16 protein-coding genes are annotated in these 19,704 nt (G+C 69.7%); 9 read left to right on the top strand and 7 right to left on the bottom strand.

What is annotated here, in order from left to right:
* The first annotated feature begins 62 nt into the window (after positions 1 to 62).
* Positions 63 to 1,601 (top strand): amidohydrolase family protein, encoded by a 1,539-nt coding sequence (locus tag OZ671_RS20475; protein ID WP_268862475.1) that lies wholly within the window; start codon positions 63 to 65, stop codon positions 1,599 to 1,601.
* A gap of 4 nt (positions 1,602 to 1,605) precedes the next feature.
* On the top strand, positions 1,606 to 2,559 hold the full coding sequence (locus OZ671_RS20470) for a CobW family GTP-binding protein (RefSeq protein WP_268862474.1): 954 nt from the start codon (positions 1,606 to 1,608) through the stop codon (positions 2,557 to 2,559).
* 54 nt (positions 2,560 to 2,613) lie between these two features.
* On the opposite strand, the gene OZ671_RS20465 is transcribed toward OZ671_RS20470, so the two are convergent.
* The 4 genes from OZ671_RS20465 to OZ671_RS20450 all read right to left on the bottom strand — a co-directional run bounded on the left by OZ671_RS20465 (position 2,614) and on the right by OZ671_RS20450 (position 9,197).
* Positions 2,614 to 3,972, bottom strand: a complete 1,359-nt coding sequence (locus OZ671_RS20465) for a serine hydrolase (RefSeq protein WP_268862473.1) — start codon at positions 3,970 to 3,972, stop codon at positions 2,614 to 2,616.
* Between the two features lie 196 nt (positions 3,973 to 4,168).
* Positions 4,169 to 5,653: a porin gene (locus OZ671_RS20460; RefSeq protein ID WP_268862472.1), complete on the bottom strand. Its 1,485-nt coding sequence runs from the start codon at positions 5,651 to 5,653 to the stop codon at positions 4,169 to 4,171.
* Between the two features lie 720 nt (positions 5,654 to 6,373).
* Positions 6,374 to 7,834, bottom strand: coding sequence for a porin (locus tag OZ671_RS20455; RefSeq protein WP_268862471.1), 1,461 nt, complete (start codon positions 7,832 to 7,834; stop codon positions 6,374 to 6,376).
* A gap of 811 nt (positions 7,835 to 8,645) precedes the next feature.
* Entirely contained in the window at positions 8,646 to 9,197 is a 552-nt protein-coding gene (locus tag OZ671_RS20450) for an NADPH-dependent FMN reductase (protein ID WP_268862470.1), read from the bottom strand.
* 238 nt (positions 9,198 to 9,435) lie between these two features.
* Here OZ671_RS20450 and OZ671_RS20445 point away from each other — a divergent pair, with 238 nt between their 5' ends.
* Positions 9,436 to 10,482 carry a DmpA family aminopeptidase gene (locus OZ671_RS20445; protein WP_268862469.1) on the top strand — a complete coding sequence of 349 codons (1,047 nt, stop codon included), beginning with the start codon at positions 9,436 to 9,438 and terminating at the stop codon, positions 10,480 to 10,482.
* A 63-nt stretch (positions 10,483 to 10,545) separates the two neighbouring features.
* Here the strand turns inward: OZ671_RS20445 and OZ671_RS20440 are convergent, their stop codons facing one another.
* The 3 genes from OZ671_RS20440 to OZ671_RS20430 all read right to left on the bottom strand — a co-directional run bounded on the left by OZ671_RS20440 (position 10,546) and on the right by OZ671_RS20430 (position 12,829).
* On the bottom strand, positions 10,546 to 10,863 hold the full coding sequence (locus tag OZ671_RS20440) for a YbbC/YhhH family protein (protein ID WP_268862468.1): 318 nt from the start codon (positions 10,861 to 10,863) through the stop codon (positions 10,546 to 10,548).
* 163 nt (positions 10,864 to 11,026) lie between these two features.
* On the bottom strand, positions 11,027 to 11,506 hold the full coding sequence (locus tag OZ671_RS20435) for a methyltransferase family protein (protein ID WP_268862467.1): 480 nt from the start codon (positions 11,504 to 11,506) through the stop codon (positions 11,027 to 11,029).
* Positions 11,507 to 11,635: 129 nt separating this feature from the next.
* Positions 11,636 to 12,829 carry a GGDEF domain-containing protein gene (locus tag OZ671_RS20430; RefSeq protein WP_268862466.1) on the bottom strand — a complete coding sequence of 398 codons (1,194 nt, stop codon included), beginning with the start codon at positions 12,827 to 12,829 and terminating at the stop codon, positions 11,636 to 11,638.
* Between the two features lie 370 nt (positions 12,830 to 13,199).
* On the opposite strand from OZ671_RS20430, the gene OZ671_RS20425 reads away from it, so the two are divergent.
* The 6 genes from OZ671_RS20425 to OZ671_RS20400 all read left to right on the top strand — a co-directional run.
* Positions 13,200 to 15,275, top strand: a complete 2,076-nt coding sequence (locus OZ671_RS20425) for a DEAD/DEAH box helicase (RefSeq protein WP_268862465.1) — start codon at positions 13,200 to 13,202, stop codon at positions 15,273 to 15,275.
* 213 nt (positions 15,276 to 15,488) lie between these two features.
* Complete coding sequence (locus OZ671_RS20420; RefSeq protein WP_268862464.1) at positions 15,489 to 16,292, top strand: energy-coupling factor ABC transporter ATP-binding protein; 804 nt, start codon at positions 15,489 to 15,491, stop codon at positions 16,290 to 16,292.
* Positions 16,289 to 16,900 carry an energy-coupling factor transporter transmembrane component T gene (locus OZ671_RS20415; RefSeq protein WP_268862463.1) on the top strand — a complete coding sequence of 204 codons (612 nt, stop codon included), beginning with the start codon at positions 16,289 to 16,291 and terminating at the stop codon, positions 16,898 to 16,900. Before OZ671_RS20420 ends, OZ671_RS20415 begins: the two co-directional genes overlap by 4 nt.
* Positions 16,901 to 16,910: 10 nt before the next feature.
* Positions 16,911 to 17,465, top strand: a complete 555-nt coding sequence (locus tag OZ671_RS20410) for a biotin transporter BioY (RefSeq protein ID WP_268862462.1) — start codon at positions 16,911 to 16,913, stop codon at positions 17,463 to 17,465.
* Entirely contained in the window at positions 17,462 to 18,931 is a 1,470-nt protein-coding gene (locus OZ671_RS20405) for an AMP-binding protein (RefSeq protein WP_268862461.1), read from the top strand. Before OZ671_RS20410 ends, OZ671_RS20405 begins: the two co-directional genes overlap by 4 nt.
* A gap of 10 nt (positions 18,932 to 18,941) precedes the next feature.
* Positions 18,942 to 19,704, top strand: a 763-nt coding sequence (locus OZ671_RS20400) for a beta-ketoacyl synthase N-terminal-like domain-containing protein (RefSeq protein ID WP_268862460.1), incomplete at its 3' end; no start/stop codon positions are given.

The following is a 19,704-nucleotide window of genomic DNA, read 5'->3' as shown; positions in this document are numbered from 1 at the left end:
TCGCCGCCGCTCGCGCCGGGGTGCCCGCGCGATCCACAAGAGCTGAGGAAAACGTCCGTCCGATGAACGCCAGCACTTCGCCTTCCGCCGAAAAGAACCAGCCCGGCCCCTATGATCTCGCCATCCGCGGCGGCCGCCTGATCGATCCCGAAACCGGACTGGACGCGACCGGCGATGTCGGCCTGCGCGACGGGCGGATCGTCGCCGTCGGCAAGCTGGACGGCGAGGCCGCGCGCAGCATCGACGCCGGCGGCCTGGTGGTGGCGCCCGGCTTCATCGATCTGCACGCCCATGGCCAGTCGATCGCCGCCGACCGCATGCAGGCCTTCGACGGCGTGACCACGTCGCTGGAGCTCGAGGCCGGCATGCTGCCGGTCGCCCGCTGGTACGAGCAGCAGGAGGCCAAGCGGCGGGTGCTGAACTATGGCGCCGCCGCCAACTGGGCCTTTGCCCGGATCGCCGCCATGACCGGCGCCGAACTGCAGCCCGATCTCGGCTACATGGCGCGCAACAATCACGACAAGCGCTGGGTCGAGAATGTCGCGACCGACAAGGAGGTCGGGGACATCGTCGCCCTCATCGCCCAGGGGCTCGACGAAGGCGGCATCGGCATCGGCATCCTCAATGCCTATGCCCCGGGCGCCGGGGTCAAGGAGCTCTCGGAGGTGGCGAGCCTTGCCGTCCGCTATGGCGTGCCGACCTACACCCATGTCGCCTATGCCTCGAACAGCGACCCCAGGAGCTCGATCGAAGCCTATACCCGCCTGGTCGGCTATGCCGGCTCGACCGGGGCGCACATGCATATCTGCCACTTCAACAGCACCAGCCTGCAGGATGTCGAGCGCGCTGCCGCGCTCATCCGCAAGGCGCAGGCCCAGGGCCTGAAGGTGACGGTCGAAGCCTATCCCTATGGCACCGGCTCGACCGTTCTCGGCGCCGCCTTCTTCGCCGACCCGGCCTTCGTCGAGCGCACCGGCAGCGGCTACGAGGCGATCGAAATGGTCGATACCGGCCGCACCTTCCACAACCGCGAGGAAATCCTGGCCGCCCAGGCGCAGGACCCCGGCTCGCTGGTGCTCTGGCACTTCCTCGACACCGAGGCCAATCCGCGCCACCGCGATCTGCTCGACGTATCGATCCTGTTCCCGGAAGGCGCCATCGCCTCCGATGCCATGCCCTGGTCGCTCGCCGACGGCTCGTTCTACGAGGGCGATGCCTGGCCGCTGCCGAAGGATGCCTCGGCCCATCCGCGCTCGTCGGGCACCTTCACCCGCTTCCTCCGCCACTGGGTGCGCGAGCGTGAGGCTCTGTCGCTGATCGACGGCCTCGCCAAATGCACGCTCATCCCGGCCGACATCCTCGGCGAGAGCACGCCGGCCATGCGCCGCAAGGGACGCCTGCAGCCGGGCTGCGACGCCGACATCGTGGTGTTCGACTACGACAATCTCACCGACCGGGCCGAGTTCAAGGCGATGAACCGGCCCGCGGACGGCATGAAGCATGTCCTGGTCAATGGCGAAGCCGTGATCTCGGACGGCGCGCTCGTCACCACCGCCCGGCCCGGCCGGCCGGTGCGGCGCCCGGTCAAGCGGGCCGGCTGAAACCATGGCCGTCCCGATCCTGCTCGTGTCGGGCTTTCTCGGCGCGGGCAAGACGACCCTGATCAACCACCTGCTGGGTGCCGCCGACGGGCGGCGCATCGCCGCGGTGGTGAACGATTTCGGCGCCATCAACATCGATGCCGAGCTTCTGGCGAACAGCGCCGACGGGGTCGTCGCCCTGCAGAACGGTTGCATCTGCTGTTCGCTGCAGGGCGACCTGCTGCGCACGCTCGGCCGGATCCTGCGGCGCGATCCGCCACCCGAGGCGATCGTCATCGAGACGAGCGGCATCTCCGATCCGGCCGAGATCGTCCGCAGCCTGCTCGATCCGGTGATCTGGCGCGAGGCGTCCCTGGAAACGGTGATCGCGCTCGCCGACGCACGGGCGCTCGTCGACGATCCCGCCCGGCTCGACGATCCGCTCAGCCATAGCCAGATCGCCGCCGCCGACATCATCGCGCTCAACAAGGCCGACCTGGTCACCCCGGAGGAGCTTCAGCGGGCGCGCGCGCTCATCGCTGCGCGCCATCCGGGCCGGGCGATCTTCGACGTCAGCGAAGGCAGGATCGCACCCGAACTCGCCTTTGCCGGCGACATCGACACGCCTCGTCGGCCGGCCGATGCGGCGCCGGGGGCGGCCCGACGCGCCCACGGCTTCTCGACACCCCAGTTCGAGACGCTGTCCTTCACCGCCCGCAAGCCCTTCTCGCTCGGGCGGTTCCAGGCCGCGGTCCAGACCCTGAGCCCGCGCCTCGTCCGCGCCAAGGGCTTCCTCGCCTTCACCGAACAGGGAGGCAAGCCGATGCTCTTCCAGCTCGTCGGCCAGCGCGCCACGCTCGGGCCAGCGCCCGCCGGCCGCGACGGTGCCTGGCCTGTCCGGCTCGTGCTGATCGCCGAGAACGGCAAGCTCGACCGCGACGCGATCGAGGCCCTGCTTCAGTCCTGCCTGCAGGACTGAAGCCGGCTGCCACACCGTTCGGACGCGCGCGCATGGCTGCGCCAGCCCGCCGCGTCAGGCCTCGGGCAGCCGCTCGGCCGGCGCCGTCCCGCCGCCCTGGTGCAGGATCAGGCGCCCTGCCCGGCCGGTGCCGTCCATTTCGAACACGAATTGGGCATCGACCTCGCGCGCGAAGAAGGCGAGCGGGCTTTCGGCGAAGATCTCGATCTTCGGCTGGCCGGTCGCCTGGACGTAGAGCCGCGCGTCCTCGCGCGTCACGGTGAGGATCAGCTCCGGGCTAAACCGATAACGGCCGACATGCGCTTCGAGCCGATCGGCCGCGACCGCGATCGCGACGCGCGGCTTCGGCGGCGGCGTGAGCGGCAGGCGGTGGTCGAGCAGGTGGCGGCCGATGTCGTCAATGCCGAGCTGGGCCGACGTGTTGGAGAGGACGACGACGCCGGTGCCGGCCTTGATGCGGTAGCCGGCGAAGCTGCGATGGCCGCCGGTGCCGCCATTGTGCCAGACCAGCGTGTCGCCCGCGATCTCCTCGATCATCCAGCCGAGGCCGATCGCGGCGCCCGGCAGGCCGGTCGGGCGGCGCAGCTGCAGCATGGCCGCGAAGGCCTCTGCGAGACGGCTTTCACGATAGCCGAGCGCAGCCTCGATAAAATGCATGAGGTCGCGCGTGGTGGAGCGCAGCGCGCCGGCGCCGGCCAGCGTCGGCAGGTCCCAATGCGCGACCGGTGCGAGATCGGCGCCATGGGCGGGCGCGAACCGCTCGGCGGCCTCCCCCGACACCGCGATCATCGTGCTGGTCATGCCCAGCGGCGCGGTGATGCGGGCGGCGACGAGCCCGGCATAGCCGATGCCTGCGCGATGGGCGAGTGCCTGCCCCAGCAGGCCGTAGCCGAGATTGGAATAGCCGAAGGTCGTGCCGATATCGGTGGCCGGCACGAACCGCGACAGAAAGCCGTAGAGCTGGGCCAGCGTATAGTCGGCATAGGGGTTGCCGCTGTCGCCCGGTGCAAAATCGTCGGGCAGGCTCGGCAGGCCGGACGTGTGGGTGGCGAGATCGGCAAGCGTCACGGTGCGGCCGGCACGCACCGGCGCATCGACGCCGCCAGGCAGATATTTGGCCAGCGGGTCGTCGAGCGCCAGCTCGCCGCGCGCGACCATGTCGGCGAGCAGAAGCGCCGTGAAGGGCTTGGTGATGGAACCGATCTCGAACAGCGTGTCGGTCTCGACCGGCCGGGGATCGTCGCGCCCCATCCGGCCATGGGCGACGACGCGGCGGCCATGCGGTTCGATGACGCCGACGACGATGCCATGGCTCTGCCGATGGGCATCGATGCGCGCGGTGAGGATCGCGCGGATCGCCTCGTCCGGCACGATCGGGGCGGAGGTCGGGGTGTCGCGATGATCCGGAATCATGAAAAGGCGCCCTTGCCGTCGATGACCGGCAAGGACGCAGCGCCGCATTGCATGGGCATTGCAGGAACCGTTCCGCGGCGATCCGCCGCGGCGACGCCGGTCGGGCCGGCCGATGCGCCAGGACGCGCCCGCGCCACAGGCGTCCTGGAGTGTTCCCGGCGAGGCCCGCCGGGATCGTCGACGGCGATGCCGAAGGTCAGAAGTTCCGCTGCACGCGTACCATGCCGACCCAGGCCCCCTCCTGTCCGCGGAAGGTGTTGCTCGGCGAAATCACCGGGATGCCGCCGCTCTGCGTGCGCGCCCGGATATTGTGGTAGACCACCTCGACGCCCAGATCGAGATTGCGCACCGGCGACCAGATCGTGTTCACGCCGACGTTCCAGTATTTGACGTCGTTGAGCGTCGACCCGCCCGGCTGGTCGATGTTCGAATAGGCGCCGAAGATCGACGAGCGCAGGGCCGGCGTCCAGAAGTGGCGGAGGCCGGCGGCCAGCGACCAGGCCTTGGTCGTGCGGATCTGGGCGTTGCCGACGAGCGGCGCGCCGCCCGTGCTCGCCGTCACGGCGGCGTCGCGCAGCAGCGAGTTCAGCGCATTGACAGCGGCCGAATTGCCCGCGCCGTAGATGCCCTCGCGATCACCGCCCTGATTCTGGGTGTCGAAGGCGTAGCTGAGGGCACCGTCGGTGTAGACGGCCTGGAGCCACAGCACGTCGCCGCGGGCGAGCATGTCGAGATTGATGCGAAGGCCCGCGCCGACCGCCCAGCCCATCTTGTCGCCGGCGCGCGCGGTCGGAACGTTGACGATGCCGGCATAGCCGAAGTCACGCAGCTGGTGCAGCGCACCCATGACCTGGGCGGAACCCCAGCCCTGGTCGACGCGCAGGTTCGCGACGATGTCGGGGATCTGCTGGCCGGCATAGGTCATGCCCTGGCGGCCCGACAGGGGACGCTGCAGCGACGACGACATGATCGTCCCGGCAGGACCCGCGGCGCCGTACCAGGAATCGCCATTGCCATAGCGGCGATACATGGAATCCTCGATCGAGACCGTGGCCGACAGGCCGGATCCGAACGAGGCGGTATAGGCGAGGACCGTGGTCGAGCGGGCCGTCGCGGCGAAGTTGCCGGAGAGCTGGACGTCGCCCTGGTAGAAGTTGAAGAACGAGGCCGAGAAGCCCGCCGTGAAACCGGCGAACTGGATGAAGGCGCGCTCGACGTTGATGGCGGAAGCGCGCGGCGACTGGCCGGCGCCGGAATTGACGAGGCCCTGCGAGGAGAACGTGCCGCTGAACGGCCCGCGATAGGCCGAGAACTGGCCGAAGGCGCGGAGCAGGCCGTACTCGGTGTTCGAGCGGGCGTCGACGTTCAGCGTCAGGCGAACCGCGGTCGCATAGTTCTGGTCGAAGAACGACGTGCCGAGCACCTGCGCGCCGGGGACGTTCGGATTGTTGTTGACGCGGTTGCCCGGGTTCGTGCTGGCGATGAAATCGGCGCGGACGAAACCACCGATGCGCAGGCAGGTATCGGTGCCGGGAATGAAGAAGAAGCCGACGCCATAGGTGTCGCAGACGCGCACATATTCGGCCGGCGCGGCCTTGCCCGGCAGATCGGCGGCCTGGGCCCCGGCGGCCCCCAGAATGAGGCTCGCGGCGCCGGCGAGCAGTCTGTGCTTGGTTGTCATGATCGGGACCTCCATCTTCCCCTCGATTACGCCCGGCTTCTCGTTCATGGCGCCGGGCATGGCCTGCCCGCACGGCGAGGCCGGCCGGCGCTTGCCTCGCGCCCTGCCGCCTGCCGATCGCAGACATTCTGTCGTCTGAGCTCTGCGAGCCCGGTCCGGCGCGTTCACCGCCCGGTCACGGGTCTTGATCGTCCTGGGCGGACGCCGCGATCCCTCGCCCCGGCGAACTGCCTATCGCAGGCGTCGCATCGGCGCTCCGTCCATCATTCTGACCCGCGCACCGGACATCCGGATCGGCCGTTGCTGGATCATTTCCGCCCCCGTCTCGCCTCGCGCCGGCATGGCGACGGCGCGTCTTCAGATCGATGCTGACGAGGATCGGCGATTCATTCCAGCATAAAAGAATAAATTAAAGCAACAACAGAGGACATGTGTTGGATTCAACACACATGTTACAAAGAAATATTTCGATATATTACAGAACTCAAAGTATTTATTTCAGAAATCACATATAACGACAATAGCGCCCGACCGGCACCGGGTCGCCGGCATAAGATCATGCCTCCAGTGGGCCGGCCGGCATCCGTTTCAGGAGGCACGGGATGCCGGCCGGCACCAAGGGAACGCTGCGGCCCAGGCGGGCACTCCTGTTGGCCGGCTGCAGCGCTCTGCTCCCGGCGGCGGGCCGCCGGGAACCTCGGAACCGCTCCCCCGGGAGGGTCAGAAATTGCGCTGGACCCGCACGGTGCCGATCCAGGCCCCCTCCTGGCCGCGCGGGGTATTGCTCGGCGTGATGATCGGGATGCCGCCGGCCTGCGTGCGCGAGCGGATATTGTGGTAGGCGACCTCGAGGCCGAGATCGAGGTTGCGCACCGGCGACCAGATCGTGTTCACGCCGACCGACCAGTACTTGATGTCGTAGAGATTGAGCGCGGCCGCCGGCTGATCGATGTTCGAATAGGAGCCGAAGATCGACGAGCGCAGCGCAGGGGTCCAGAAGTGACGGAAGCCGGCGGCCAGCGACCAGGCCTTGGTGGTCTGGATCTGCGGGTTGGCGAGCGCCGTATTGACGATCGCGTCGCGCAGCTGGCTCTTCAGCGCGTTGACACCGACGAGATTGCCGGCTCCCCAGATGCCCTCGCGATCACCGCCCTGGTTGGCGACGCCGAAGGCATAGTCGAGCGCGCCGTCGGCATAGACGCCCTGGAGCCAGAGCACGTCGCCGCGGGCGAGCATGTCGAGGTTGAGGCGCAGGCCGCCGCCGACGGCCCAGCCCATCTTGTCGCCGGCCCGGGCGGTCGGCACATTGACAGCTCCGGCATAGCCGAAGTCACGCAGTTGGTGCAGCGCGCCCATGATCTGCGCCGAGCCCCAGGCCTGATCGATCCGCAGGTTCGCCACGATGTCCGGGATCTGCTGGCCGGCATAGGTCAGGCCGTTGCGGCCGGAGAGCGGCCGCTGCAGCGACGAGCCCATGATCGCGCCGGGCGCCCCGACCGTGCCGTACCAGCTGTCGCCATTGCCGTAGCGGCGATACATGGAATCCTCGATCGAGACGGTCGCCGACAGGCCCGAGCCGAAGGCGGCGGTGTAGGCGAGCACCGTGGTGCCGCGCGCGGTTGCGGCGAAGTTGCCGCCGAACTGCACGTCGCCCTGGTAGAAGTTGAAGAACGAGGCCGAATAGCCCGCCGTGAAGCCGGCGAACTGGATGAAGGCCCGCTCCAGATTGATGGCGGAGGCGCGCGGCGAGGCGCCGGCGCCCGAATTGATCAGGGCCTGCGAATTGATGGCGTTGCTGAAGGCGCCGCGATAGGCCGAGAACTGGCCGAAGGCGCGCAGCAGGCCGTATTCCGTGTTCGAGCGGGCATCGACGTTCAGGGTCAGGCGTACCGACGTGGCATAGGCCTGATCATAGTAGGACGTGCCGAGATAGTTGACGCCGGTCGCCGGATTGACGCGATTGCCCGGCGAGGTGTTCATCGTGTAGTCGGCGCGGACGAAGCCGCCGATCCTGAGGCACGTATCCGTGCCGGGAATGAAGAAGAAGCCGGCGCCATAGGTGTCGCAGACGCGCACATATTCGGCCGGCGCGGCCTTGCCCGGCAGGTCGGCCGCATGGGCGCTCGCCGTCGCGAGAACGGCGGTGGCGCTGCCGAGAAGCAGGCTCTGTTTGAAGGTCATGGTCTGAAGCTCCAGATCTTTCCTGAATACTGCCTGACGCTTCTTGATGTCGTCAGGCACGGCTTTTCGTTGCGACAAGCGGTGCAAGCTTCGATTTTTCGAAGTGAACCTCCGGTCGTTGCTTCGATTTTGTCTTTGCGTTGCTTTCAAGCCGCATGGCTACGGCGTCCGACGCTCGGAGCGCGGCCGATTTTCCCACACCATGCGATCGGTGATTTGCGAGGAGACGATCGGCATCAGCCACCGCCGCCACAGCGCCTCAAGATGAGACCGAATTGATCATCGTACAGTTCGATCAGCTACGAACATCTCGAGCACCATTATCCCAGAAAGGCCGCTCTGGCGGCCACCCCCATATTGCCACCTCCGCGAATATTGCATCGCCAGAAAAGTACAACGGCGAATCGATAGGGTCAACTATTTGGAATTACGTCACATTTAGTTGCAGAATGAAATGTCATGTCTTCCAATGCAATAAACTGAATTGAACTACAATATTGCACGTCGTTACGAATGAAATACTTCACAACCAGGACGCGAGAACGCCCGGAACCGTGGGCCCGGCTCTACCAGGGCAGGCAGGAGCCGTCGTTTCCGGCAGCCGCAGGAGAGGCCCGGCCGTTGCGGCACGCCCCGTTCCGGCCATGTGAGACCTGTTCGCAGGGCGCCGCCGCTTGCGCCGATCAGGCCGCTGGAAAACGGATGGCGGACGGCCGTTGCGCGGAAGCGACGGCAGCGGCCCCTCGGGGACCCGCCGGGTCGAGCGGCCGGTCGCGGCGAAGGCCTCGAGCCTTCGCCGCCGGCGGGGCCGTCAACCGTTGTGGCGCACGATCCAGTCGACGAACCGGTCCATCCAGGCCTGCAGGAAGGCGCGGCTGCCCTCGCCGATATGGCCGGCATCGTCGAACAGGCCGTCCTTGACCTGGATGAACACTTCCGGCTGGGCCATGGTCGGCACGTCGAGATAGGCCAGCACATTGCGCAGATGCTGCTGCGACAGGGCCGTGCCGATGGAGCCGATCGAGGCGCCGATGACGCCGGCGGGCTTGCCCGCCCAGGCGTTCTGGCCATAGGGCCGCGAGGCGTGATCGATGGCATTCTTCAGGACGCCGGGTATCGAGCGGTTGTATTCGGCGGTGACGAACAAAAGCCCCTGCGAGCCGGCAATGTCGGCCTTGAGGCGTTTGACCGAAGGCGCCTGGTCGCCATCGTCGTCCTGGTTGTAGAGCGGCAGGTCGCCGATCTCGACCTGATGGAACGAGAAGTTCGGCGGCGCGAGTTCGGCGATGGCGGTCGCGAGTTTGCGGTTGAACGAGTCACGCCGGAGGCTGCCGACGATGACGGCGATCTTGTACTGGGCCATGGCTGGTTTCCTATCGACGGGGAAGCACTGAAGCCGTGCGCGGAGGCCGCCGACGGCGGTCACCGCGCATGCCGGCATCGAGCCTAGCCTCATTCGGACGCCCTGTCCCTTGCTGCGCCGCCTGCGCGCCCTTGCCCGCCGGCAAGCCGATGGCACGGCGCGCCGGGATGGGCGATAAGCAGGCGACCACAGGACCGCCCCGGTCGCATCGGGGCGCCGCAACCAGGACGGCGACCGCATGCCCATCCGCGCCCGTGACTTCGGCCTTGCCTGCGGCCTGCTGCCGCCCGGTCCGCTCAACGCCATCACCGATGTTGCGGGCGTGCGCGTTGGCCACCACACGCTGCGCTCCGGAGCGGTTCGGACCGGCTTCACCGCCATCCTGCCACATGCGGACGACCTGTTCCGCAGCAAGGTGCGGGCCGGCGTCGACATCATCAACGGCTTCGGCAAGAGCGCGGGGCTGATCCAGGTGGCCGAGCTCGGCCAGATCGAAACGCCGATCCTGCTCGGCAACACGCTCGCGGTCGGCACCGGCTTCAACGCGCTGGTAAGCCGGGCGCTGGCCGCCAATGCCGATATCGGCCGCACCACGGGCACGGTCAATCCGCTGGTGCTGGAATGCAATGACGGCTGGCTGTCCGACATCAGGGCGCGGGCGCTCACCGAGGCCGATGCGTTCCGCGCGCTCGATGCCGCGCAGACCGGGCCGGTTGCCGAGGGCGCCATCGGCGCCGGCACCGGCATGAGCGCCTTCGGCTTCAAGGGTGGTGTCGGCACCGCGTCCCGGATCGTCGCGCTCGACGGCCGCGATCATGTCCTCGGCGTGCTCGCCCTCGCCAATTTCGGCAATGCCGGCGATCTCGTCCTGCCCGACGGCCGGCGCCCGGTGCCGCCGGATGGCGCGGACGGCCGGCCGGAACGCGGCTCGGTCATTCTCGTCGCCGCAACCGACATCGCCATGGAGACGCGCCAGCTCAGCCGGGTCGCCCGCCGCTGCGGCGCCGGGCTCGCCCGTCTCGGTGCCTTCTGGGGCCACGGCAGCGGCGATATCGCGCTCGCCTTCTCCACCGCCGGCAGGATCGATCACCACGAGACGGGCGATTTCGTCGCGCTGACGGCGCTCAACGAAAACCGCATCGATCTCGCCTTCCGCGCGGCGGCCGAGGCGACGGAGGAGGCGGTGCTGAACGCCATGCTGGCAGCGCCCGCCACCACCGGCCGCGACGGCCACCACCGGCCTTCGCTGGCCGAGGTTCTCGGCTCGGCGCGACACCGGGATTGACGCCGCGGCCGGACGGCACACCCGCGCGGCTGTCCGGCGACCCGATCCCGTCGCGCCCGGCGGCTAGCGTCCGTGGCTCACCCGCAGCACGCGAGCGTCCTCCCGCGCGATGACGGCGATCGCAACGCCGCCGAGCGCGGCGCGCGGCAGCGATCCCTGCACGGTCCAGCGTCCATCCCGGAGCGTCGCCACATAGGGCCGCTGGCGCCGGATCCTCTCGGCGCCGTAGATCGGCCCCCAGACCGCCACCGCGATCGCGATCGCCGTCTCCGCGTCCGGCACGAGCCCGCCGGCGGGCCTGACGCCATGGTCCTGGGCACCAGCGGGCAAGCCGAAAAGGCTGACCGCCGCCAGCGTGGCCAGAACGATCCGAAAAGCCATTTGCACCCTCCCGCCACCCGCTCTTGACGCCACCTGCATGTCGATCGGCGCCCCGCCGGGAGCGGCGACGCGGCGCCTTGGTCGACGAACCTGCAGGCCAATTGTGGCGAAGGCGCAAGCGGCCGCCGCCGAGCCGCCTCGCGCCGGCATGCCGGAACCGGCGTCAGAGCCAGCGGCGGGTGCGGGCGAGGAGCGCCTCATAGTCCGCGCCGAACTTGGCGGCGAGATAGGCCTCCTCGCGCGCGACGATCAGCCGGTCGAGGGCAAGCCACAGGACGGGCGTCAGGATGATGCCCCATTCGAGCGAGAAGACGAGGCTGGCGCCGAGCACCATCAGCACCATGCCGAGATACATGGGGTTGCGGGTGAAGCGATAGGGACCGCCGGTGACGATGGTCAGCGTCGGCTGCGTCGGCACGATATTGGTGCCGGCCCGGCGAAACAGGCTGGCGGCGCTCGCCGCGCACCACAGGCCGGCGGCCGCCAGCGCGAGGCCCAGGAGAACCTGACCATTGAGGCCGATGGCCGGTGCGAGGATATGGGGCGGCAGCCAGTCGAGGGCGACGGCGGCCAGCAGCGTGACGGCGGGCAGCACTGGCGGCAGCACCGGCAGGCCGGGATTGTCCGCGTTCCGCCCGCTCATCGCCGCCTCCTCCGCGCCGAAGCCACCGCCCCATCTGAAGGCGCCATTGTGGTGCCGGCATGGCGCCCGGCGCCGCGGCAGCGGCAGGGCCGTCAGCGGGGTCGGGGCGGCACGGCCGCGGGGGCGGTGTTATCCGCGGGCCGAGCGCGCGCCGCCGCGGCTGGCCCGGCGGGATCCGCCTTCCACCCTGTCGCGGCCGCCCCGCTTGGCTGTGTAGAGCCCCGTATCGGCCTCGTCGAGCAGATGGCTGAGGCTGATCTTCCGGCCCTTGATGGTCGCGACGCCGATGCTGGCGGAGACGGCGATCGGCATGGTGTCGCCCGGCACCGCCAGGCCGGCAATATGGCTGCGCAGCCGTTCGGCCACCTGGAAAGCCCCGGAGGCTGAGACATTGGCAATGAAGCAGCCGAATTCCTCGCCGCCGATCCGGCCGTAGACGTCCTGGGGGCGGAGCTGGCCGCGGATGGCGCCGGCCACCGCCACCAGTACGCGATCTCCCCCGGCATGGCCGAACGTATCGTTGATCTGCTTGAACCGATCGATGTCGATGACGAGGACGGCCCCGTCCCGCCCGGCGCCCAGGGTCATGGCGAGAGCCCGCTCGGCGCGATCGAAAAAGGCGCGGCGGTTCGGCGCGCCGGTCAGCACATCGGTCTCCGCCGCTACGCGATAGCGGTTCTCGGCCCGATCCTTGGTCAGCGACAGCTGCAGGAAGGAAATGACGGTGAGATGGAACAGCGCTTCGAACAGCAGCAATGTCACCGAGTGGGAGCCGATGACGAGATCGCTCTCCGGCAGCGAGGTCACCATCACGAAGGGGATGCGCACGATGAACACGCAGGCGTGAATGACGAACCAGGTGACGGCGGGGTAGCGCGACACCAGCGGCTCGGCCTTGAAGTTCCAGAAGGTGATGGCGCAGGCGAGGGTCAGCAGGCCGAGACCCGCAGAGCTTGCGATCACCCGCCATTCGACATTGGTGTAGAAGGTCGGCCATTGGCAGAGCAGCAGCCAGAGCACCGCCGGCGCGAGCGCCCAGGCCCAGGGCACCGGCAGCCGGCAGAACCGGCGCGCGCCGGCCCAGTTCAAGGCATAGCCGAGCATCAGGATGGCATTGGCCGCGTCGATGCTCAGCCGATCGGAAGCGACCCCCCTCATGCCGAGCAGCACGAGCCCGACGGCACCGATCAGATTGGCGATGCCCCAATAGACGAGCGAGGTCTCGTCGCGGTTCTGGCGCGAGGAGATGAGCAGGAGCAGGCCGGTGGAAAGCGCGATCGCCACCAGCGAGAGCAGCAATGTCGTCGAATGGAGCGGCGGCATCGACCCGTGTCCCGGCTCTGACATGTGCCTGCAATCGATATCAGGCGCGGCGCGAATGTCACAGCCGAAGCGACACCCGCGACCGATAGAACCTCATGTCCTGTTTCCTTGCCGCGCTCCAAGTCCCACAGCGACCGCGAACGCGCGAAAGAAACACCACACGGGGGCACCCGACACAGTGCAGACCGAGCCCCCCAACACGCCCTCGGCCGGCTCCGCTCCTTATCATGAACCAGCCGGCGTGCTGACTGGTTAAGTTCGGGACAGATCAGCCCCGCATGGTAAATTATTCGCGCGAAGGCTGGCCGCCCGGGCCGACACATGCTAGCCCGCCCGCCTCGACCCGGCCAGACGTGAAGGATCCTGCCGCGTGACCTATGACGCCGCCCGCGCGCTCGAACTCCTGCGGAGCGGCTCGGGACGGCCCGATGCCGCCTTCCGCGACGACCAGGAGGCCGCGATCCGCCACCTGGTCGAGGGTCGCGGCCGCCTGCTGGTGGTCCAGAAGACCGGCTGGGGCAAAAGCTTCGTCTATTTCATCGCCACACGCCTGCTGTGCGAGGCCGGCCTCGGCCCGGCGCTGCTGGTCTCGCCCCTGCTGGCGCTCATGCGCAACCAGATCGCCGCCGCCGAGCGCATGGGCCTCAGCGCCGCCACCATCAATTCCGACAATCCGGAGGACTGGAGCGACATCGAGGCGCGGCTCGCGCGCGGCGAGATCGATATCCTGCTCATCTCGCCGGAACGGCTTGCCAATGAGCGGTTTCGCGCCGAGGTGCTCGACGACATCACCGCGCGGGTCTCGCTGCTGGTGATCGACGAGGCCCATTGCATTTCCGACTGGGGCCACGACTTCCGGCCGCATTACCGCCTGCTGGAGCGCATCGTCCGCCGGCTGCCGCCGGATCTGCGGCTGCTGGCCACGACGGCCACGGCCAATGACCGCGTGACCGCCGATCTTTCAGGCGTGCTCGGTCCGAACCTGATGATCTCGCGCGGCCCGCTCAATCGCGGCTCGCTGACCCTGCAGACCATCCGCCTGCGCAGCCAGGCCGAACGCCTGGCCTGGCTCGCCGCCGCGCTGCGGCGCCTGCCCGGTCATGGCATCGTCTACACCCTGACGATCAGCGACGCCGAGCAGGTGGCGGCCTGGCTGGCCAGCCGCGGCTTCGAGGTCGCCGCCTATAGCGGCCAGACGGGCGACGGCCGCGCCGATCTCGAACTGGCCCTGCTCGACAACCGGCTGAAGGCGCTGGTCGCCACCACGGCCCTCGGCATGGGCTACGACAAGCCGGATCTCGCCTTCGTCATCCACTATCAGAAGCCAGCCTCAGTGGTGGCATACTACCAGCAGGTCGGCCGCGCCGGCCGCGCGCTCGATACCGCCTACGGCGTGCTGCTGAGCGGCGACGAAGAGGACGACATCAACGACTGGTTCATCCGCAGCGCCTTCCCGACGCGCGAGGAAGCCCGCACCGTGCTCGACGCCCTCGCCGCCGAACCCGACGGCCTGTCGGTGCCGGCGCTGCTCGGCCGGGTCAATCTCGGCAAGGGGCGGATCGAGCGGGCCATCGCGCTCATGTCGCTGGAGGAGCCCGCGCCGATCGTCCGGCAGGCGAGCCGCTGGCAGGTGACCGGCGCGCCGCTCGGCGAGGCGTTCTGGGCCCGCGCCGAACGGCTGACCGCGCTGCGCCGCGAGGAACAGCAGCAGATGCGCGACTATGTGGCGCAGCCCTTCGGCGCCCATATGGGCTTTCTCATCGCCGCGCTGGACGGCGACCCGGCCCTCGCCGATCCGCCGGCCCTGCCCGCGCTGCCCGATCACGTCGAACCGGACCTGGTCGAGGCCGCGATCACCTTCCTGCGCCGCAGCGACCTGCCCCTCGAACCCCGGCTGCAATGGCCGGCCGGCGGTCTGCCGCGCCAGCGCCTGAGCGGCCGGATCCAGCCCGGCCTGCGCGCCGAGCCCGGCCGGATCATGAGCATCTGGGGCGATGCCGGCTGGGGCAGCGAGGTGCGGCGGGGCAAGCTGCACGACCACCGCTTTCCCGACACGCTCGTCGCGGCGGCGGCCGCCCTCGTCCGCGACTGGGGCCCCGCCCCCTCGCCGACCTGGGTCACCGCCGTGCCCTCGCTCCGCCACCCGGATCTGGTGCCCGATTTCGCCGAAAGGCTGGCGGCATCGCTCGGCCTGCCGTTCCGCATGGCGCTGGAGCGGACCGCCGAGCGGCCCGAGCAGCGGCGCATGGCGAATGCCACGCAACAGGCGCTGAACGTCGACGGCGCGCTGGCCGCGACCGGCGAGCCGATCCTCGAAGGGCCGGTGCTGCTCGTCGACGACACGGTCGAGTCGCGGTGGACGCTGACCTTGGCCGCCTGGCTCCTGCGCAGGCAGGGCAGCGGCCCGGTCCTGCCGTTCGCCCTCGCCCGCACCGGCCGCGACTGAGCCACGGGCTGAACGGCGGATGTTCCCGACCAGACCGGTCTCGCTTAGATTGCGCCGCCCGAACCGCCCCGTGCCTGGCGCGCGGCCGGCAGGTGCGGGCTGGCGGCCATCAGGCGGGATCCGGCCCGCCTTGTCGAAGATCCCGCGCGGTATCGGGCCCCGGCCGATGCCGGCGAGCCCGTGCCGGCAGAGGCGAAACGCGAGAGCCAAGGCGTGAAATTGCTCGACATGCTCAGGCCGAAACGGCGCCAGGCCCGACCATACGATCCGGCGGTCGAAGCACGGCCGGGTGATGCCGCAACCGCCGGGCTGGCCTTCGACCGCGTCGCGCTCACGCGCGGCGCCCTGCCGATCTTCGCCGATTTTTCACTCGTCCTGACCGAACCGCGCATCGGCCTCGTCGGCGACAACGGCTCGGGCAAGAGCACGCTTCTGCGGCTCGCCAACGGCCTCGTCGCACCCGATGGCGGCGGCGTCTCGGTCAACGGCCGCGACACGGTCCGCGACCGCAAGCAGCTTCACGACGAGATCGGCTTCGTGTTCCAGAACCCGGACCACCAGATCATCTTCCCGACCGTCGGCGAGGAGATCGCCTTCGGGCTCACCGAACGCGGCGTTGCCCCCGGCGAAGCCCAGCGCCGGGCCGAAGCCCTGCTCGCCGCCCATGGCTGCGCCGGCTGGGCCGGACGCGCCGTCCACGAACTGTCGGAAGGCCAGAAGCAGCTTGTCTGCATTCTTGCGGTCATCGCCCCGGAGCCGGCCATCATCCTGCTGGACGAGCCCTTCGCCAGCCTCGACCTGCCGATGCGGCTGTCGCTGTCGGCGCGCCTGGCCGCGCTGCCGCAGCAGATCGTCATGGCGAGCCACGATCTCGACCTCATTGCCGGTTTCGACCGCATCGTCTGGCTCGAGCGTGGCCGCATCGCTGCCGATGGCCCACCCGCCGAGATCCTGCCGCGCTATCGCGCCCATGCCGAGGCGCGCGGACGGGCGCTCCTCACGGAGCGCGCGCCATGATGGGCGGCTATCTCGCCGAAACGACCTGGGCGCACCGGCTGCCGGCGAGCCTGAAGCTCGCGCTGCTGGCCGCGCTCAGCATCGGCCTCCTGCCCGTCGACGACTGGCGCGTCCTCGCCCTGGCGCTCGGCCTCGTCGGCGCCGCCTATGCCGGCCTCGGCCGGCGGGCGCTGGGCCGTCTCTGGCTGTTCCGCCCGCTCCTGCCGTTGCTTGCCGTCATCTTCGGCCTGCAGGCCTATGCGGCCGGCTGGAGCTACGGCGCGAGCGCGGTCCTGCGCCTTGCCGTCATGGTTCTGGCGGCCGATCTCGTCACCATGACCACGACCATGACCGCGCTGATGGCGGCGATCGAGCCGGTGCTGCGGCTTGGCCGGCCGCTTGGGCTCGATCCGCGCAAGATCGCGCTCGCCGTCGCGCTGGTCCTGCGCTTCGTGCCGGTGCTGCTCGCCAACTGGCGGGCCCGCGAGGAGGCTTGGCGGGCCCGCTCGCGCCGGCGCGTGCCGCTCCGGCTCGTCGGTCTGTTCCTCGTCGAAACCCTGCGCCTTGCCGATCACGTCGCCGATGCGCTCGATGCCCGCGGCTACGACCGGCCATCGCGCAACAATTGAGAGATCCACCATGGAAACCCGCGCCCTCGTCCGCATTGCCCTGTTCGCCGCCCTGATCGCGGTGCTCGGCCTGCTGCCGGCCTTCCAGCTCGCCTTTGCCGGCGGCGTGCCGATCACCGCCCAGACGCTCGGCGTCATGCTCGCCGGCATCGTGCTCGGTGCGCGCCAGGGAGCGCTCGCCGTGCTTCTCCTGATCCTGGTCGTCGCGCTGGGCGCGCCGCTGCTCGCCGGCGGTCGCGGCGGTCTCGGCGTCTTCTTCGCGCCCTCGGTCGGCTTTCTCATCGGCTGGGTGCCTGGTGCCTTCGTCACCGGGCTCGTCATGCAGAGGCTTTCGCGCCTGCCGGTCTTCCCTGCCGCCCTGCTCGCGGCCATCGTCGGCGGCATTGTCGTCATCTACGCCTCGGGCATTCTCGGCCTGATGGCGGTCGCGCGGCTCGCGCCGCTCCAGGCGCTGATCGCGGTCACCGCCTTCATTCCGGGCGATCTCCTGAAGGCGATCGCCGCAGCGCTGCTGGCCGAGGCGGCCGGCCGGACCTATCCGGCCGCCCTCGGGCGCGCCCGATGAGCGTCACGGCCGCGCTGGCCCGGCATGCGGCGGAGCGGCCGGATGCGGAAGCGCTGGTGTTCGAGGACATCAGGCTGAGCTGGGCGGCGCTCGACCGGGAGATCAGCCGGTTGGCACGCGCCATCGCCGGGACGAGCCCGCCGGGCGGCGGCATCGCGCTGCACCTGCCGACCGGTCCGGTCCTCGCCATCGCCTTCCTCGCCGCCGCGCGCGCCGGCCGCGAGGCACAGGTGCTGGATCCCGGCTGGCCGCCGGCGCTGACGCGCGACATTCTCGCGGCGCTGCGGCCGGCCCTGACCTGGACCACGGATGCCGGCCTCGCGATCGAGGGCGCGGTGCTCGTCGCCGACCCCTTCGCCATGCCGGCCTGGGCTCCGGCCTCGGGCAACGCCGCGATCGATGAACCCGACGAGGCCTTGCCTTTTTATGTCGGCTTCACCTCCGGCTCCACCGGCCTGCCCAAGGGCTATCGCCGCAGCCATCGCTCCTGGACCGAAAGCTTCCGCGGCGACGCGATCGAATTCGGCATCGGCAGCGGCGACGTCGTGCTGGCTCCGGGCACGCTCACCCATTCCCTGTTCCTCTACGCCCTGGTCCACGGCCTGCATGCCGGTGCGCGGGTGATCCTGTCGCGCCGCTTCAGGCCGGACGCCGCCCTGCGCCTTGCCGAGCGCGAAAGGGCGAGCATCCTCTACGGCGTGCCGACCCAATTGCAGATGATGATCGCGGCGGCCGGCGAACGGTCCTTGCCGGCCATGCGCTGGGTGCTCTCCTCGGGTGCCAAATGGCCGCACGCGGCGCGCGGCGCCCTCGCCCGCCTTTTCCCAGGCGCACGTTTCGCCGAGTTCTACGGCGCATCCGAAACGAGCTTCATCACCGTCGCCAAGGCCGACGAACATGTCCCCGAAAGCTCGGTCGGCCGCGCCTTCGCCGGTGCGACCGTCACCATTCGCGACCGGACCGGCCGGCGCCTCGCGCCCGGCCGCACCGGTTTCGTTTTTGTCGAAAGCCCATTCCTGTTCATGAACTACGCCACCGGCGACAGCACCGACCTGATCCATCGCGACGGTGCCCTGTCGGTCGGCGATATCGGCTTTCTCGACGCCCACGGCTTCCTGCATCTCGTCGGCCGCGCCGCCCGCAAGATCGTCACCTCGGGCAAGAACGTCTATCCGGAAGAGGTCGAGCGGGTGCTGGAACGTCACCCTGCCGTCGCCGCCGCAGCGGTATCGGGCCTTGCCGACACGCAGCGCGGCGAGCGGCTCGCCGCGCTGCTCGCGCTGCGTGTCGGCGCGACCGTGACGCGCACCGATCTCATCGTCCATGTCAGGCAGGCGCTGCCGCTCTACAAGGTGCCGCGGCTCTATGGCGTGGTGGAGGACTGGCCGCTGACCCGCTCCGGCAAGACCGATTTCGAGGCGCTCGCCAAGGCCTGGCCGGCCGGCGGCTTCAGGCCCCTCGCGTGACGGGTGGATCATGACGGGGCCTGGTCGAGAGGTCTTCATCGTCGCCGCGCGCCGGACGGCGGTTGCGCCGCGGCACGGCGCGTTCGGCCCGATCGAAGCCCACGCGCTGGCCGCAGCGCCGATCGGTGCCGTCCTGGCGGCAGCCGGCGCCGCACCCGATGCCATCGACGGGGTCATCCTCGGCAATGCCCTCTATGGCGGCGGCAATCCTGCCCGGGTCGCGGCACTCGCCGCCGGCCTTGCCGAGGCCATGCCGGCCGTCACGGTCGACACCCAGTGCTGCGCCGGGCTCGACGCGATCCTCGCCGCCACCGCCGAGATCAGAACCGGCGAGGCCGACCTCCTCGTCGCCGGCGGGGTGGAGAGCTTCAGCCGTTCGCCGCTGCGCTTCCGCCGGCCGCGTACCGCGGATGAAGGCCCGCAAGGCTACGAGCGGCCGCCGTTCACCCCCTGGGCCGACCGCGACCCCGACATGATCCCGGCCGCCGCACGGCTTGCCGCCGAACTTGCGATCAGTCGCGGCGAACAGGAAGCCTATGCGATCGATAGCCATCGCAAGGCGCTCGGCGCGACCGGGATCGGCGCCGAAATCGCGCCGCTTGCAGGGCTTGCGCGCGACAGCTTCACCCGCCGGCTCGAGGCGCGCCTCTGCGCCCGGCTGCCGGCCCTGTCGGGTGACGCCGCCCACGCCGTCACCGCGGCGACGACGGCGGTGGAGGCCGATGCGGCGGCGGTCGTGCTGCTGGCGTCCGAAACCGGACTGCGGCGCATCG

The organism is Phreatobacter sp. AB_2022a, assembly GCF_026847585.1.
Lineage (GTDB): Bacteria > Pseudomonadota > Alphaproteobacteria > Rhizobiales > Phreatobacteraceae > Phreatobacter.
The sequence above is the reverse complement of the archived record's forward strand: the minus strand, read 5'-3'. Positions and strand labels throughout refer to the sequence as shown.

Bases quoted from the DNA above. Each gene is read 5' to 3' on its own strand.
- OZ671_RS20475 (WP_268862475.1), top strand. From the start codon at position 63: ATGAACGCCAGCACTTCGCCTTCCGCCGAAAAGAACCAGCCCGGCCCC.
- OZ671_RS20470 (WP_268862474.1), top strand. From the start codon at position 1,606: ATGGCCGTCCCGATCCTGCTCGTGTCGGGCTTTCTCGGCGCGGGCAAG.
- OZ671_RS20465 (WP_268862473.1), bottom strand. From the start codon at position 3,972: ATGATTCCGGATCATCGCGACACCCCGACCTCCGCCCCGATCGTGCCG.
- OZ671_RS20460 (WP_268862472.1), bottom strand. From the start codon at position 5,653: ATGACAACCAAGCACAGACTGCTCGCCGGCGCCGCGAGCCTCATTCTG.
- OZ671_RS20455 (WP_268862471.1), bottom strand. From the start codon at position 7,834: ATGACCTTCAAACAGAGCCTGCTTCTCGGCAGCGCCACCGCCGTTCTC.
- OZ671_RS20450 (WP_268862470.1), bottom strand. From the start codon at position 9,197: ATGGCCCAGTACAAGATCGCCGTCATCGTCGGCAGCCTCCGGCGTGAC.
- OZ671_RS20445 (WP_268862469.1), top strand. From the start codon at position 9,436: ATGCCCATCCGCGCCCGTGACTTCGGCCTTGCCTGCGGCCTGCTGCCG.
- OZ671_RS20440 (WP_268862468.1), bottom strand. From the start codon at position 10,863: ATGGCTTTTCGGATCGTTCTGGCCACGCTGGCGGCGGTCAGCCTTTTC.
- OZ671_RS20435 (WP_268862467.1), bottom strand. From the start codon at position 11,506: ATGAGCGGGCGGAACGCGGACAATCCCGGCCTGCCGGTGCTGCCGCCA.
- OZ671_RS20430 (WP_268862466.1), bottom strand. From the start codon at position 12,829: ATGCCGCCGCTCCATTCGACGACATTGCTGCTCTCGCTGGTGGCGATC.
- OZ671_RS20415 (WP_268862463.1), top strand. From the start codon at position 16,289: ATGATGGGCGGCTATCTCGCCGAAACGACCTGGGCGCACCGGCTGCCG.
- OZ671_RS20410 (WP_268862462.1), top strand. From the start codon at position 16,911: ATGGAAACCCGCGCCCTCGTCCGCATTGCCCTGTTCGCCGCCCTGATC.
- OZ671_RS20405 (WP_268862461.1), top strand. From the start codon at position 17,462: ATGAGCGTCACGGCCGCGCTGGCCCGGCATGCGGCGGAGCGGCCGGAT.